At 63.4% G+C, this 14,530-nt stretch carries 12 protein-coding genes; 9 read left to right on the top strand and 3 right to left on the bottom strand.

Translation table 11 applies throughout. The annotated features are described in order from the left end of the window. Positions 1-198 precede the first annotated feature (198 nt). Complete coding sequence (gene rpsT, locus EAH73_RS03610; protein WP_140465105.1) at positions 199-456, top strand: 30S ribosomal protein S20; 258 nt, start codon at positions 199-201, stop codon at positions 454-456. Positions 457-1,031: 575 nt separating this feature from the next. On the opposite strand, the gene pyk is transcribed toward rpsT, so the two are convergent. Together pyk and EAH73_RS03600 are read right to left on the bottom strand one after the other, a co-directional pair. Continuing rightward, entirely contained in the window at positions 1,032-2,471 is a 1,440-nt protein-coding gene (pyk, locus tag EAH73_RS03605) for a pyruvate kinase (protein ID WP_140465104.1), read from the bottom strand. A 68-nt stretch (positions 2,472-2,539) separates the two neighbouring features. Next, positions 2,540-2,971, bottom strand: coding sequence for an IPExxxVDY family protein (locus EAH73_RS03600; protein WP_240047125.1), 432 nt, complete (start codon positions 2,969-2,971; stop codon positions 2,540-2,542). 170 nt (positions 2,972-3,141) lie between these two features. On the opposite strand from EAH73_RS03600, the gene EAH73_RS03595 reads away from it, so the two are divergent. The 7 genes from EAH73_RS03595 (at position 3,142) to lgt (ending at position 9,822) form a co-directional block, all read left to right on the top strand. Continuing rightward, positions 3,142-3,378, top strand: a complete 237-nt coding sequence (locus EAH73_RS03595) for an acyl carrier protein (protein WP_068229068.1) — start codon at positions 3,142-3,144, stop codon at positions 3,376-3,378. 96 nt (positions 3,379-3,474) lie between these two features. After that, entirely contained in the window at positions 3,475-4,722 is a 1,248-nt protein-coding gene (gene fabF / locus EAH73_RS03590; protein WP_140465103.1) for a beta-ketoacyl-ACP synthase II, read from the top strand. 15 nt (positions 4,723-4,737) lie between these two features. Beyond that, positions 4,738-5,463, top strand: a complete 726-nt coding sequence (gene rnc, locus EAH73_RS03585) for a ribonuclease III (protein ID WP_140465102.1) — start codon at positions 4,738-4,740, stop codon at positions 5,461-5,463. 146 nt (positions 5,464-5,609) lie between these two features. Continuing rightward, the gene (gene nadE, locus EAH73_RS03580) at positions 5,610-7,538 is read left to right on the top strand and encodes an NAD(+) synthase (protein WP_140465101.1); all 1,929 of its coding nucleotides are present in this window, start codon (positions 5,610-5,612) and stop codon (positions 7,536-7,538) included. Between the two features lie 196 nt (positions 7,539-7,734). Beyond that, positions 7,735-8,349 carry an RNA polymerase sigma factor gene (locus EAH73_RS03575; RefSeq protein ID WP_240047124.1) on the top strand — a complete coding sequence of 205 codons (615 nt, stop codon included), beginning with the start codon at positions 7,735-7,737 and terminating at the stop codon, positions 8,347-8,349. Between the two features lie 13 nt (positions 8,350-8,362). After that, positions 8,363-8,656 (top strand): hypothetical protein, encoded by a 294-nt coding sequence (locus EAH73_RS03570; protein WP_140465100.1) that lies wholly within the window; start codon positions 8,363-8,365, stop codon positions 8,654-8,656. A gap of 119 nt (positions 8,657-8,775) precedes the next feature. Then, a complete protein-coding gene (gene lgt / locus EAH73_RS03565) occupies positions 8,776-9,822 on the top strand; it encodes a prolipoprotein diacylglyceryl transferase (RefSeq protein WP_140465099.1) in 1,047 nt (348 codons plus the stop codon). Between the two features lie 86 nt (positions 9,823-9,908). On the opposite strand, the gene EAH73_RS03560 is transcribed toward lgt, so the two are convergent. Beyond that, complete coding sequence (locus tag EAH73_RS03560) at positions 9,909-10,859, bottom strand: hypothetical protein (protein WP_140465098.1); 951 nt, start codon at positions 10,857-10,859, stop codon at positions 9,909-9,911. A gap of 550 nt (positions 10,860-11,409) precedes the next feature. Between EAH73_RS03560 and EAH73_RS03555 the strand changes: the two genes are divergently transcribed. After that, entirely contained in the window at positions 11,410-14,508 is a 3,099-nt protein-coding gene (locus tag EAH73_RS03555) for a SusC/RagA family TonB-linked outer membrane protein (protein WP_140465097.1), read from the top strand. Positions 14,509-14,530: the final 22 nt, after the last annotated feature.

The following is a 14,530-nucleotide window of genomic DNA, read 5'->3' as shown; positions in this document are numbered from 1 at the left end:
CACCGAGCGGCGGGGCCCTGCCCAAAGGTGGGAAGCAATCGGCCCGCCGGCCACTTTTTCATCAAAAAGCTATTTGAAACGAGTCCTTCCCAAATTTCTTGGGGCCTGGGGTTGCTGGTTCAGAATAATTCAGTACCTTTGCTCTCCCAAACGCAAAAATCCTCGGCCCAACGGCCGATTTTTATAGTTTTTCTTGTCATGGCAAACCACAAGTCGGCTCTCAAGCGCATCCGCAGCAACGAAGCCAAGCGCGTACTGAACCGCTACCAGCACAAATCGACCCGTACGGCTATCAAAAAGCTGCGCGCCACCACCGACAAAACGGCCGCTCAGGACCTGTTGAAGAAAGTGTCGTCGATGTTGGACCGTTTGGCCAAAAAGAACATCATCCACAAAAACAAAGCTGCTAACAACAAAAGCAAGCTCACGAAGTTCGTTAATGCGCTTGGCGCGTAACGAATAGGAGGGCCGAACTGCGCCGCCCCAAGGTTCGGTCCTCCGCTCTATACCAAGAGGCCCCCGTTTCCAGCTGGAAACGGGGGCCCTTGTGCGTTTGGACCGGCTGGATAAGGCAGCTTCCCCGTACGCGGCGGCTGGCAGTGGCTACTGAGGCAAGGCCAAGTGGGAGCGTTGAAACCAGCTGGGCCCCTGGAGAACCCTACAGGCCCACTCACCCTCGTACCGGCCCCACTCCTGCGGAGAGCGGTGCGTTCAAGCGGCCTGCTGATGCTGCCCGTAGGCGCGCAGGGCCCCCAGAAGGCCTCGCGGGAGGCTCGCAAGGTCATCTGGGGGCCCTGCGCGCTGGCTTTGCAACTGCTTTTCGAATGGGTCCCGGTAAGTAGTTGCGTAAAAGTAAACTGCTATTACTTCTGGCGTAAATTGTTGATATTAAGAAGATTAACAATTAGTTGTTGGCTAATATTCTTAATAACATACCCGATGGGCCCCCAGCAGAAACGCCCCGGCTGCTACTGCGGCCGGGGCGTTCTTCTTTCAACAGTAAGCCGTGGACGGCTGCTGAAATTGCTGGCTTAGGCCACGGTCACTTTCACCATGTTGGCCTTGCCCTTATCCTGCATTGGCATCGAGCCGGTGGTGATGAACACATCGCCAGCGGCCAGGTGGCCGGTGGTGGTGAGCACCGAGCGGATATCGGCCACAGTGCTGTCGGTGCTGATATAGCGGTCGTAGTAGAAGCCACGCACGCCCCACACGAGGCTTAGGGCGGTGAGCAGCGAGCGGTTGCCGGTGAAGATGAAGATGCTGGCCTTGGGGCGGTACTTGGCGATTTGGAAGGCCGTGTAGCCGTTGTGCGTGAGGCCGGTGATGGCCTTGGCATCCGTGTTTTTGGCCAAGTGGCAAGCCGCCGACAAGATGCTGTTGGCGATGAACGACGTGCTGGCCGGCTCGATGGTGTGCCAGCGGTAGAACAGGCGCGGGCTCTGCGATTCCACGCTCATGATGGTGCCCACCATGGAGCGGATGACCTCGGCGGGGTAGGCCCCCACGGCGGTTTCGGCCGAGAGCATCACGGCGTCGGCCCCGTCGAGCACGGCGTTGGCCACGTCGCTGGTTTCGGCGCGGGTGGGGCGCGGGGCCGTGATCATCGATTCCATCATCTGGGTGGCCACGATGACGGGCTTGCCGGCAGCGTTGCACTTGGCGATGATCATCTTCTGGGCCATCGGCACCTCTTCCATCTTCACCTCCACGCCGAGGTCGCCGCGGGCCACCATCACGGCGTCGGTGATGGCAATGATTTCGTCGAGGTTTTCCAGGCCCTCGGGCGTCTCAATTTTGGCCACCACGCGGGTGTCCTTGCCCGCTTCGGCAATCAGCTGCTTGATGAAGCGGATGTCCTCGGCGCGGCGCGCGAAGCTCAGCGCAATCCAGTCCACGTCGTTGGCTAGGCCAAATTTGAGGTCCTCGATGTCCTTCTCCGTCATGCTCGGGGCCGACACCTTCGAGTCGGGCAGGTTGATGCCCTTGCGGGGCTTCACCAGGCCGCCGTAAATCACTTCCACATCCACTTCCGATTCGCGGTCGGTGGCCAGCACCTTCAGCTCAATCTTGCCGTCGTCGATGAGGATGGCGTCGCCGGGTTTCACGTCGCGGGCCAGGCCCAGGTAAATCGTGCTCAGGCGGGTGGCGGTGCTGATCTCCTTCTCGCCGCACACGAGCTTGATTTTGTCGCCGCGCGCGATTTCCACGCCACCGCCTTCCACGTCGCCTAGGCGAATCTTGGGGCCCTGTAAGTCTTGGAGCAGGCCCACGTTGGTGCGCAGATCCTTGTTGAGGCGGCGCACCAAGTTGATGACCTCGAGGTGCTCCTCGTGCTTGCCGTGCGAAAAGTTGAGCCGGAACACGTCTACGCCCTCGCGGATGAGGGTGCCGAGGCGCTCGTAGGTGTTAGAGGCGGGGCCCACGGTGGCCACGATCTTAGTTTTATTAAAGCTGGGGCGGTTTTCCATTGAAGGGGAGAAGGGTTCGGGCTGCAAGTTTAAGGAAAAGGAACCGGCCGGTGCCGGGGCTGGGGGCCCTACAAAATCAAGTTTTCTTTGTACTTAAGCGTATCGGGGTCGAACTGGACGGCGTGCTGCACGGCGGGCAGGGCCTGGAGGCGATGCACCAACGGCGCGCCGGCCAGCTCCTGGCCGCCGTTAGTAATGGCCAGCAGGTAGTCGTATTCCCGCACGTCGGGGGCCAGGAAGGGCTTGGGTAAGGCCGAAGGTACCAGGGCCCGGTTGCGAAACAAGCGCAGCGTGAGCACGTCCGTAACGTACAAGTAATGGCTGAACACGAGGGGCTCGCGCCCGGGCAGCGGCAGCAGCAGTTCGGGCTGCCGGCACAAGCGCAGGCGCAGGGCCCGGTTGAGGGCCCAGGCCAGCGAGTAGTCGCGGGCGCTGGACACGAGCCCGAACAGGTCGAAATCGCAGGCCAGCTCCACGTCCAGGGTAAAAGTCTTCGTCACGGCAGCGGGCGGCCGCCTCACTGGGCAGCCGGGGCAAAGCTACGGGCGATTGGGGCCCCAAACACGGGCCCCGGCCACAATCTTACACCCGCGTTTTGGGCCCCAATACCGGGCCTGGTTAGAAAATCTCTCGTTACTTTGCGCTGTAATCTTCCCTAAACCCCACGGAAATGTCTGAAATCGCAGAAAAAGTAAAGGCCATCATTATCGATAAACTAGGTGTGGAAGCCTCGGAAGTGACCCCGGAAGCTAGCTTCACCAACGACCTGGGCGCCGATTCGCTCGACACCGTGGAGCTGATTATGGAATTCGAAAAGGAGTTCAACGTAAGCATCCCCGACGACCAGGCCGAGAACATCCAGACCGTGGGCCAGGCCGTTAGCTACCTCGAAGAGCACGCCAAGTAGTCTCTACGCCTTATAGTTGCCATGACCGGCCGGCTCGCCGCCGGCCGGTTTCGTGGTTTTAGTCTGCTCCCTTTTTTGCGCTTTTGGCGCTTGCTTATGTCGTCCATCCGACGCGTTGTCGTTACCGGCCTTGGAGCCATCACGCCGATTGGCAGCACCGTCCCGGCTTACTGGGAGGGCTTAAAGAACGGCGTGAGCGGCGCGGCCCCCATCACCCGTTTCCCCGCCGCCAAGTTCAAAACCCGCTTTGCCTGCGAGGTGAAGGACTACAACCCCGACACTTACTTCGACCGCAAAGAGGGCCGCAAAATGGACCTCTTCACGCAGTTCGCGGTCATCGCCGCCGACGAGGCCATTGCCGACGCCGGCCTGCTGGACGGCGTGGATAAAGACCGCGTGGGCGTGATTTGGGGCTCGGGCATCGGCGGGCTGCGCTCGCTGCAAGAAGAATGCTTCCAGTTTGAGCGCGGCGACGGCACGCCGCGCTACTCGCCCTTCTTCATTCCGCGCATGATTGCCGACTCCTCGTCGGGCAACATCTCCATCAAAAACGGCTTCCGGGGCCCCAACTTCGTCACCACCTCGGCCTGCGCCTCCTCCAACGACGCGCTGATTGCCGCTTTCAACAACATCCGCCTGGGCCTGGCCGACGCCATCGTGACCGGCGGCTCCGAGGCGGCCATCACCGAGTCGGGCGTGGGCGGCTTCAATGCCCTCAAGGCCATGAGCGAGCGCAACGACGACCCCGCCTCTGCCTCGCGGCCCTACGACAAGGACCGCGACGGCTTCGTGCTGGGCGAGGGCGCTGGGGCCCTGGTGCTCGAAGAGTACGAGCACGCCAAGGCCCGCGGCGCCAAAATGTACGCCGAGGTCATCGGCGGTGGCATGTCGTCGGACGCGTACCACATCACCGCCCCCGACCCCTCGGGCTCGGGCGTGGTGCTGGTGATGCAGAACGCGCTGCGCGACGCCGGCATCAAGCCTGAAGACGTGGACTACATCAACACCCACGGCACGAGCACGCCGCTCGGCGACGGGGCCGAAATCAAGGCCATCGAAACCGTGTTTGGGGCCCATGCCGCGGCGCTGAACATTTCCTCGACCAAGAGCATGACCGGGCACCTGCTGGGCGGGGCCGGCGGCATCGAGGCGGTGGCGTGCATTTTTGCGATGCAGAACAGCTTGGTGCCCCCCACCATCAACCTGCACACGCCCGACCCGGAAATTAACCAAGCCCTGAACTTCACCCCCAACGTGGCCCAGGCCCGCGAGGTGAACGTGGCCATGAGCAACACCTTCGGCTTCGGGGGCCACAACACGTCGGTGATTTTTCGCAAGCTGTAATTTTTCGCCTTCGTTTTGTTAGGTTTCGTTTCGCGGCTGCTTGGTTCGGATAAGGCCTTCCGCAAGGCCGTCGGCACCGTTACTGGCCAGGCCCCCGGTAATGCCCGGCTGTACCGGCTGGCGTTCACGCACGCCTCGGCGGTGCGGGCACTGCCCGAGAAAAACCGCCAGCAAACCAACGAACGGCTGGAGTTTCTGGGCGACGCCATTCTGGGGGCCGTGGTGGCCGAGTACCTGTTTCAGAAGTACCCCTACGAGCAGGAGGGATTCCTGACGGAGGTGCGCTCGCGCATCGTCAACCGCGAGAGCCTCAACGGCATCGCGCTGAAGCTGGGGCTGGACAAGCTGGTGCAGCTCGACGTGGCCAGCGGCCGCGGGGCCCGCTCGCGCTCGGTGAACGGCAACGCGCTGGAAGCCCTGGTGGGGGCCGTGTACTTGGATTTGGGCTACAAAGCAGCCCGCAAGTTCATCCTCACCCGCCTCGTCAAGGGCTTCGTGGACGTGCACACGCTCACCACCACCACGGCCAACTTCAAAAGCAAGCTGGTGGAGTGGGCCCAGCGCCAGGGCAAAAACCTGCGCTACGACCTCAGCGGCGAGGCCCGGCCCGGCGGCACCATGGAATTCACCGCCACGGTGCTGCTTGACGAGGAAATTGTGGCCACCGGCATGGGCCTCAGCAAGAAGCAGGCGGAACAGCTGGCCGCCGAGCGGGCCCTAGCGGCGCTGGGCGTGGCGTAGGGCCCCCCGTTGAACGTGGACAATCGACGGGCCCCACCGGCCCGGCCCAAGCAGTGGGGCCGGGCCGGTGGGGCCCTCTTTATGGCCTTGCGCCCCGTTTTTGCCGTAAGTTGTGCATTGACCACATCAACTACCAGCCACTTGCTATGCGTATCGCCGGCGCCGCCCTCAACCAAATTCCGTTCGACTGGGACAACAACTTGCGCACCATCCGCGCGGCCATTGAACAGGCCAAAGCCGCGGGCGTGGAGCTGCTGTGCTTGCCCGAACTGTGCCTGACCGGCTACGGCTGCGAAGACCTGTTCTTGAGCGACTGGCTGCCGGCGGAGGCCCTGGCGCGCTTGCAGGACATTCGGCCCTGGACGGACGGGATTTGTGTGTGCGTGGGCTTGCCCGTGCGCTTGCAGCACCGCACCTACAACACGGCGGCGGTGCTGCGCGACGGCCAGATTTTGGGCTTCGCGGCCAAGCAGTTTCTGGCCAACGATGGGGTGCACTACGAGCCGCGCTTCTTCGTGGCCTGGCCCGCGGGTGAGCAGAAAACGGTGGAATTTAAGGGCGAAACCTGGCCACTGGGCGACCTCACCTTTGAGCACCGCGACGTGCGGTTCGGCTTCGAGATTTGCGAGGACGCGTGGCGGGCCGACGACGTGCGCCCGGCCTGCCGGCTGCGCGGCAAAGTAGATTTGATTGTGAACCCCTCGGCTAGCCATTTTGCCATGAGCAAGACTGACCTGCGCTACCAGCTGGTGGTCAAGGCCTCACGCAATTTTCACTGCACCTACCTCTACGCCAATATGCTGGGCAACGAGGCGGGGCGCATCATCTACGATGGCGAAATCCTGGTGGCCCGCAACGGCCACCTGCTCAAGCGCAACCAGCTGCTCAGCTTCAAGGAAGTGGACCTGGAATGGACCGACGTGGACTTTGGCCACGACCTGGCCCTGGCCGCGGAAATTGTGCCGCTGCCCGCGCCCGACGAGTACAAGGAACTCAACCAAGCCATGAGCCTGGCCCTGTTCGACTACCTGCGCAAGGCCCGCAGCCGCGGCTTCGTGCTGAGCTTGAGCGGCGGGGCGGACTCGTGCTTCTGCGCCGTGGGCGTGGCCGAAATGGTGCGCCTGGGCGTGGAGGAACTAGGCGTGGACGAGTTCAAGCGGCGCAGCGGCTGCTTCGATGGGGCCCCCGTGGCAGTGCAGCAAGGGGCGGGGGGGCCGGCAAAGCAGGAGCTGCAGGACACGCCCGCCACGCAGGGGGCCCCCGCGCCGCCGGCGCTGAGCGAGAACCAGCAAATAGTAAATGCCCTGCTGACGTGCGCCTACCAGGGTACGGTCAACTCCTCCGACGACACGTTTGAATCGGCCAAGGAACTGGCCGACAGCTTGGGGGCCCGGTTTTTCAACTGGACCATCGACGAGGAAGTGGCCGGCTACGTGGGCAAAATCTCGGGGGCCCTGGGCCGCGCGCTGGCCTGGGACACCGACGACCTAGCCCTGCAAAACATCCAGGCACGGGTGCGGGCCCCCGGCATCTGGCTGCTGGCCAACGTGCAGAACTGCCTGCTCATCACCACCTCCAACCGCTCGGAGGCCAGCGTGGGCTACTGCACCATGGATGGCGACACGGCCGGCAGCATCTCGCCTATTGCGGGCGTCGATAAGGCCTTTGTGAAGCAGTGGCTGCGCTGGGCCGAAACCGAATTGGGCTACGGGGCCCTGCGCCACGTGAACGCCCTGCAGCCCACCGCCGAGCTACGCCCGCTGGCCGACAAGCAAACCGACGAGCGCGACCTGATGCCCTACCCGCTGCTCAACCGCATCGAGCGCCTGGCGTTCTATGAGCGCCTGGCACCGGCCGCCGTGCTGGCGCAGCTGGTGGCCGAAACCCCCGGCGCCGACGCCGAGCAGCTGCGCACCTACGTGCGCCGCTTCTACACCCTTTGGAGCCGCAACCAGTGGAAGCGCGAGCGGTACGCCCCCAGCTTCCACCTCGACGACTACAACGTGGACCCGCGCTCGTGGCTGCGCTTCCCCATCCTCAGCGGCGGGTTCGGGGCTGAGCTGGCAGCGCTGTAGGGCCCCAGGCGGCGCGGGCTGGTGGCGGGCCTGCTGCTGTCGCCTGCGAAAAAATATTGGCGTTGACAGTCAGTGTTTTGCGGAATAAAATTGAGCAGTGGCGCAAGTTTCGGGGTTGGGCCGGCCCTAAGCTCCTGCAACCCCGGCCGCTGTGGCGTGGGCCAGCGCGCAGCGCACCCCTTACCGAATTTTTACCGTGGCCCACCCCGTTCCGCTGCTTGAGGCCCCCAGCCCGCCGTCCACCGCCCGGGCCAGCGCCCCGGTGGCCGATGCCGAGTTGGTGGCGCAGCTCCAGCAGGGCAGCGAGGCGGCCTTTAGGGCCCTGGTGGCGCGCTACCAGGGCCGCGTGTACCGGACGGCGCTGGCCCTGCTGCGCTCGCCGGAAGAGGCCGAAGACGTGGCCCAGGAAGTCTTTGTGGAAGTGTACCAAACCATTGGCCGGTTCCGGGGCGAGGCCAGCCTCAGCACCTGGTTGTACCGACTGGCCACCTCCGGGGCCCTAAAAAGCCGCCGGCGGGCCCGCACCAAAAAGCGCCTGGCCTACTTCACTAGCCTGCTCGGCTTCAACAACGCTGTGCTGCACCACCCGCCCGACCACGCGCACCCACTGGCGCTGCTCGAAGGCCAGCAGCAACTGCAACTGCTTTTGGACCGCGTGGCCCGCCTGCCCGACTCCCAGCAGGTGGCCTTCACCCTGCGCCACGAGCAGGAGCTGAGCTACGCCGAAATTGCGGCCGTGCTCGGCACCAGCGTGCCCGCCGTGGAGTCGCTGCTGTTCCGGGCCCGCCAAACCCTCCGCCACTACCTGTAACCCGCTGCCTGCCATGCCCGATATTCCCGCCCGCCCGGCTCCCGACGAAGAATGGGACGACCTGCTGCGCCAGCTGCGCGCCCAGCCGCTGGCCCAGCCCCGCCCGTATTTCTACCAGCGGGTGCACGCCCGGCTGGCCACCAGGGCCCCCGCGGCAGCCCTGGCCCTGCCCGGCTGGCTGCGCCGGCCGGCCTACGCCGTGTTGCTCGGCGGGGTAGTGCTGGTCCTGAGCGGCGACGGGGCCACGCTTCGCCCGGCCCTGCAGGGGCCCAAAAATGCCGGCCCGCCACGGCTGCTCCCGCGCTGATTTATATACCCTGGCTGAGCAACGCCGTGGCGCCTGCTGCTGGGGCCCAAAAAACGACCTGCCTGGCCGCAAGCCCAGGGGCTGAGTACCTTTGAAACCATCTTTCACCTTCGCTGCGCATGTTATCTTCCCTCGCGAGTATTTTCTGGAACGTTGACCCCACCATCTTCACCGCGGGGCCCTGGCACGTGTTTGGACTGGAAATAGGGCCCCTCACGCCGCGCTGGTACGGGCTGCTGTTCATGGCCCCGTTCGTGCTGGGCACCTTCGTGCTGAGCTACATCTACAAGTCGGAGAAAACCTCCCCCGCCTGGGTCGACGTCATCACCGTGTACATGCTGGTGGGCACCATCGTGGGGGCCCGGCTGGGGCACGTGCTGTTCTACGAACCCGCCATTTTGAAGGACCCGCTGGAGGTGTTCAAGATTTGGCACGGCGGGCTGGCCAGCCACGGCGCCACCATCGGCATCTTGCTGGCCGTGTGGCTGTTTGCGCGCAACAACAAGTTTGATTACCTCTGGACGCTCGACCGCATCGTGATTGTGGTGGCCCTAGGCGGGGCTTGCATCCGGATGGGCAACCTGATGAACTCCGAAATTGTGGGTAAGCCCACCGATGCACCGTGGGCCTTCACCTTCCCCCGCGACGTGGAGCACCTCGTGCCCGTGACGCGCCCGCTGCCCGCCGGGGCCGTGCAGGTGGCCGCCGTGCCCGTGCAGCTCGTGGACGGCACCAGCAGCTACCGCCTACTACCCGAAGGCACCCCCGTGGCCCCCGACGCGCCGATGGCCGTGCCGCGCCACCCCACCCAGATTTACGAGTCGCTCTTCTGCGTGTTCCTGCTCGCACTGCTGTACTCAATGTGGAACCGCACCCGCGAGAAAACACCCCGCGGGCAGCTCTTCGGCCTGTTTGTGGTGCTGCTCTTCACCTTCCGCCTGCTGATTGAGTACCTCAAGGAAAACCAGGTATCGTTCGAAAACGGCAACTTCCTCAACCAGGGCCAGCTGCTCAGCATCCCGTTCATCCTCATTGGCATCTGGGTGCTGCTGCGGGCCGGCAAAGACCCCCAAAACCCTTACGGCTACGCCCCGCGCGACCTCGACGCCGCCGAAGCTGCCGCCGCTGGGGGCCCCGTTGCCACGCCATTAGCGGGCCGCAAGTAGAAAAGAGTTAAAAGTGAAGGGTTAAAAGAACACTCCCAACCAGAGGACATTCTTTTAACCCTTCACTTTTAATTTTTAACTCTTTTCTAAAACGGTAGCTTGAACTCGTAGAAGCTGCCTTGCTCGGTGCTGATGAGCAGCGTGTTGGCATCTTTGAAAACGGCGCCTTCGGTTTGGCCGGCGCCGGCTAGGCTCACCTGGCGGGGCGTGGCTTTGATTATTTCCTCCCACGAGTTGCCGTCGAGCACGAACAGCTCGCCGCGGCCGAGCAGCACGAGGCGGTGGCCGTCGGGGCGCAAAGCGGCATCGGTCACTTGGCCCGGGATGGCGAGCTTCGTCACGAGCTGAGCGGTGTAGCTGCCCGGCTGGTCGGGCACGCTGTACACCTTGCTGGTGGCATCGGCGCCGCGGTCTTTGCTGAAAAGCCATACCTTGCCGCCGTGCCAGAGGCTGGCCTCGCAGTCGAAGTTGCGGGCCTTTTTCTTCTCGGGCGGAAACTCGGTTTGGTCGGGGTATTTAAACTTGATGTCGGCCACCTGCCGGGGCTGCTCGGGGCGGAAGCGGTGGATGACCAGGTTGCGGCGGTCGTTTTCGTTGTTGCCGCAGTCGCCCACAAAGTAGTTGCCCCGGTCGTCGCGGCTCAGGCTTTCCCAGTCCGAATTGGTGGTGCCCAGGGACAGGGTGCCCCGCAGCTGCCCGGTGGCGCTGAGGCGGTAGAGCGTGGCGTCGTTGCCCTCGTCGCCGAAGCTGAAGTATGTGCCGGGCTGGTCGGCCGGGCACAGGCCCGAGCTTTCGGGCACCACGCCTTTGAGCGAGCCCACCTGGCGCAAGCCCTGGATTTGGGCGGCGGCATCCTTGTCTTTGCGGCGGTCGCCGCCCTTGCCTTTTTTCTTTTTGCCGCCGGTCTGCTGGCCTTGGTCGGGGTCCTGCTGCTGGGTGGTGCCGTCGGTTGGCGTTGTGGCGGTCTGGTCTGGTTGGGCTTGGGAGCACGCGGCGGAGAGCGAAGCGGCCAGTAGCAAAAAGAGGGAAGATTTCATAGGCTGCCCTTTTACGCAGCCGGGGCCCCGTTTTGTTCGTGCCAAAGGCAAAAAGGCACTCCCCAATGGCGGCACCTATGAAAAGTAGCGCGCCGCCCAGGGCCCCACGCTGGGCGTGTGCACGCTCATTATTGGTAGTATGAATATTAAGTATTAATATTTTTTTAACAAACGTTTGCGTTGTTGGGCGGCCGTCCTGTAATTTGCCTCGGTATTATTCTAAAAATTCCTTTCTCAATCCTTGGCGTTTTCCACGCGACAGGGGTCCTGTAGAGATTGATTTCGGCTGGATAACTCGCTGAAAGATTGTCCTTGCCCGTCCAACACATTTAGCCCGTTCAGGAGTGTGGCAGCCACGTGCCCACCGGCTATTAGGCAATCCCTTTTTTATTAAAGCAAACGATTGTTTTAGCTGCGATGGTTTTTAATAATCACGGCACCTGTTCGGCGCAGGTCTGACCGCAACGCCCTGCCGCTGCCCCTGGCAACCAGATCAATTACCCGGCCGCAAGGCTCTTTTTATCCTTCACCTTACCAACCAGCGCAGCTTATGAAAAACACTACCCTCCAAAAAGCTGGCCTTTGGTGCCTGCTGCTCTTTTTATGGTCGGCGGCCGGGGCCTATGCCCAGGCCATCACCGTGAAAGGCAAGATTACGGATGCCTCCGGCACGGGCCTGCCCGGCGTGACGGTGCTGCTCAAGGGCACCTCGGTGGGCACGGCCACCGACGTGGGCGGCAACTACGCCCTGGCCGTGCCGAACGCGGCCACCGGGGTATTGCTGTTTTCCTTCGTGGGCTACAAGGCACAGGAGGCCGCCATTGGCGGCCGCAGCACCGTGGGGGCCTCGTTGGCCCCCGATACCGAGGCCCTGGGCGAAGTGGTGGTGGTGGGCTACGGCACCCAGCGCCGGCAAGACGTGACGGGCGCCATCGCCTCGGTGAAGGCGGAAGACCTGCGCACCCAGGGCTCCAACACGGTGCAGAAGTCGCTGCAGGGCCGCGTGGCCGGCGTGCAGATCGAATCGGCGGGCGGCGACCCCGGCTCCGGGGTGCGCATCTTGGTGCGGGGGGCCGGCTCACTCAACAACAACAACCCGCTCTACATCGTGGACGGCGTGCAGGTGGACAACATCAACAACCTGAACCCGACCGACATTGCCTCGCTTGATATTTTGAAGGACGCCTCGGCGGCGGCCATCTACGGCTCGCGGGCGGCCAACGGCGTGGTGCTGATTACGACCAAGGGCGGCAAGAAGGGCGAGAACCGCATCGACGTGGGCGGCTACGTGGGGGCCCAGCAGATTGCCCACAAAATCAAGGTGCTGAACGCCTCGGAGTGGGCCGGCGTCAGCAACGCTGCCCACGACAACGCCGGTCTGCCGCGCCTCGACATCGCCAAAAGCCCCGAAACGCTGGGGGCCGGCACTGACTGGCAGAAGGAAATCTACCGCGTGGCGCCGATGCAGAACTACACCGCGGCGGCCAGCGGCGGCGGCGACAACTTCACCTACAGCCTCTCGGGGGCCTACCTCGACCAGCAGGGCATCGTGAAGCAGACCGACTACAACCGCTGGAACCTGCGCCTGAAAACGGACTTCACCAAGGGCCGCTTCCGGGTGGGCGAAACGGTGATTTTGACCAAGGAATACTGGCGCGGCATGGCTGGCGGCTGGGGCGGCCAGGGCGGCAACCCGGTGGGCTCGGCCCTGAAAATGATTCCGGTGTTTGGGGTGTACGCCCCCGACGCGGTGGGCGGCTACGGCGGGGCCTACGGGCCCGTGGTGAACGTGGCCAACCCCGTGGCCCAGCTAAACCTGGAGAGCCCCGAGACCAACAGCAACGCCGCCATCATCAACGCCTTCGCGGAAGTGTCGCTGTTCAAGGGCCTCAAGTACCGCTTCAACGTGGGCTACACCAACACCTTCGGGGCCTACAACGACTACACGGCCCCCTACGCCCTGGGCGACGCCAAAGGCCAGAACGCGCTGTTCAACAACGCCGACGCCGACCTCTTCCAGAACCGCTCGCAGATGAACTACTTCCTGCAAGAGCACACCCTGAACTACAGCACCGTGGTGGGCAAGCACAGCATCAACGCCCTGGCTGGCTACACCTACCAGAACACCAAGTACGAAATCCTCAGCGGCTCGAAGAGCGGCATGCCCACGGGCATTCAGCAGCTCGACGCCGGCATCACCAACATTGCCAGCGGCGGCAACGCCTACCAGAGCGCCCTGCTCTCGTACCTGGGCCGGCTGGTGTACTCTTACGACGACCGCTACGTCATCACGGGCACCTTCCGCCGCGACGGCTCCTCGCGCTTCGGCCCGGCCTATAAGTACGGCAACTTCCCGTCCATCGCCCTGGCTTGGAACGTGGCCAACGAGCAGTTCTTCAAATCGGCGCTGGGCGTGGTGAGCAACTTCAAGCTGCGGGGCAGCTACGGCATCCTGGGCAACCAGGAAATCAACGACTACCGCTACATCCCGCTCATCGCCTCCAACACCAACTACGTGATTGGCCAGGACCAGCACCTGTGGTCGGGGGCCATCCAAACCACATTTGCCACGCCCAACATCAAGTGGGAAACCTCGAAAACGTTTGACGTGGGCACCGACCTGGGCTTTTTCGACAACAAGCTGAACCTGACCCTGGACTACTTCGTGCGCCGCAACTCCGACGTGCTGCTGCAAGTGCCCATCCCGCTCACCACGGGCGCCAGCGGCTCGCCGCCCTACGTCAACGCCGGCCAAATCACCAACAAAGGCATCGAGGCCGGCTTGGCCTACAACCACAAAGTGGGCGACTTCACCTACCAGGTAACGGGCACGTTCACGGCCATCAATAACAACGTAGACTTCCTGGGCACCGGCACCCAGCAGATTTTTGGCGGCCAGCCCACCCACCACGGCGCTTCGGCCACCGTTACGCAGGCCGGGGGCCCCATCGGCGCGTTCTACCTGATTAAAACCGACGGCATTTTCAACTCGCAGGACGAGGTGAACGCCCACAGCCGCGACGGTAAGCTGATCCAGCCCAGCGCCAAGCCCGGCGACGTGCGCTTCGTGGACGCGAACGGCGACGGCCAGATCGACCAGAACGACCGCCAGTACTGCGGCAGCCCCACGCCCAATTTCACCTACGGCTTCGGCACCAACATGGGGTGGAAAAACTTCGACTTGAGCCTGTTCTTCCAGGGCACGCAGGGCAACAAAATCTACAACGGGGCCCGGGAAGATTTGGAAGGCATGAACCTGGAATTCAACTACTCGCCGGCCACGCTGAACGCCTGGACGCCCGACAACCACACCAACTTCCCGCGCGCCGTCATCAACGACCCCAACCTGAACAGCCAGACTTCCGACCGCTTCCTGGAAAACGGCTCCTACCTGCGCCTGCGCACCCTGCAGCTGGGCTACACGCTGTCGAAAAACCTGCTCACGAGCGCCAAAATCAGCGCCTGCCGCTTTTACGTGAGCTTTGATAACCTGTTCACCATCACCCAGTACACGGGCTTCAACCCCGACCTGGGGCGCTACAACGCCGGCAGCCCGGGCGGCGGCATCCTCGACCGCGGCGTGGACTTCCCGCACGTGGCCTACCCGCTGGCCCGCAACTCGTTGCTGGGCGTGCAGGTCTCCTTCTAGGTATTTCTAAACGCATCACTGT

The sequence above is a fragment of the Hymenobacter nivis genome (genome assembly GCF_006439025.1).
Taxonomy (GTDB): domain Bacteria; phylum Bacteroidota; class Bacteroidia; order Cytophagales; family Hymenobacteraceae; genus Hymenobacter; species Hymenobacter nivis_A.
Note: the sequence above shows the minus strand (reverse complement) of the source record. Positions and strands in the feature narration are given on the sequence as shown.

What these genes read in the sequence shown, in the direction of transcription:
- pyk (WP_140465104.1), bottom strand. Translation starts at nt 2,471, where the DNA reads ATGGAAAACCGCCCCAGCTTTAATAAAACTAAGATCGTGGCCACCGTG.
- EAH73_RS03570 (WP_140465100.1), top strand. Translation starts at nt 8,363, where the DNA reads ATGCCCGATATTCCCGCCCGCCCGGCTCCCGACGAAGAATGGGACGAC.
- nadE (WP_140465101.1), top strand. Translation starts at nt 5,610, where the DNA reads ATGCGTATCGCCGGCGCCGCCCTCAACCAAATTCCGTTCGACTGGGAC.
- EAH73_RS03560 (WP_140465098.1), bottom strand. Translation starts at nt 10,859, where the DNA reads ATGAAATCTTCCCTCTTTTTGCTACTGGCCGCTTCGCTCTCCGCCGCG.
- rpsT (WP_140465105.1), top strand. Translation starts at nt 199, where the DNA reads ATGGCAAACCACAAGTCGGCTCTCAAGCGCATCCGCAGCAACGAAGCC.
- fabF (WP_140465103.1), top strand. Translation starts at nt 3,475, where the DNA reads ATGTCGTCCATCCGACGCGTTGTCGTTACCGGCCTTGGAGCCATCACG.
- lgt (WP_140465099.1), top strand. Translation starts at nt 8,776, where the DNA reads ATGTTATCTTCCCTCGCGAGTATTTTCTGGAACGTTGACCCCACCATC.
- EAH73_RS03555 (WP_140465097.1), top strand. Translation starts at nt 11,410, where the DNA reads ATGAAAAACACTACCCTCCAAAAAGCTGGCCTTTGGTGCCTGCTGCTC.
- EAH73_RS03595 (WP_068229068.1), top strand. Translation starts at nt 3,142, where the DNA reads ATGTCTGAAATCGCAGAAAAAGTAAAGGCCATCATTATCGATAAACTA.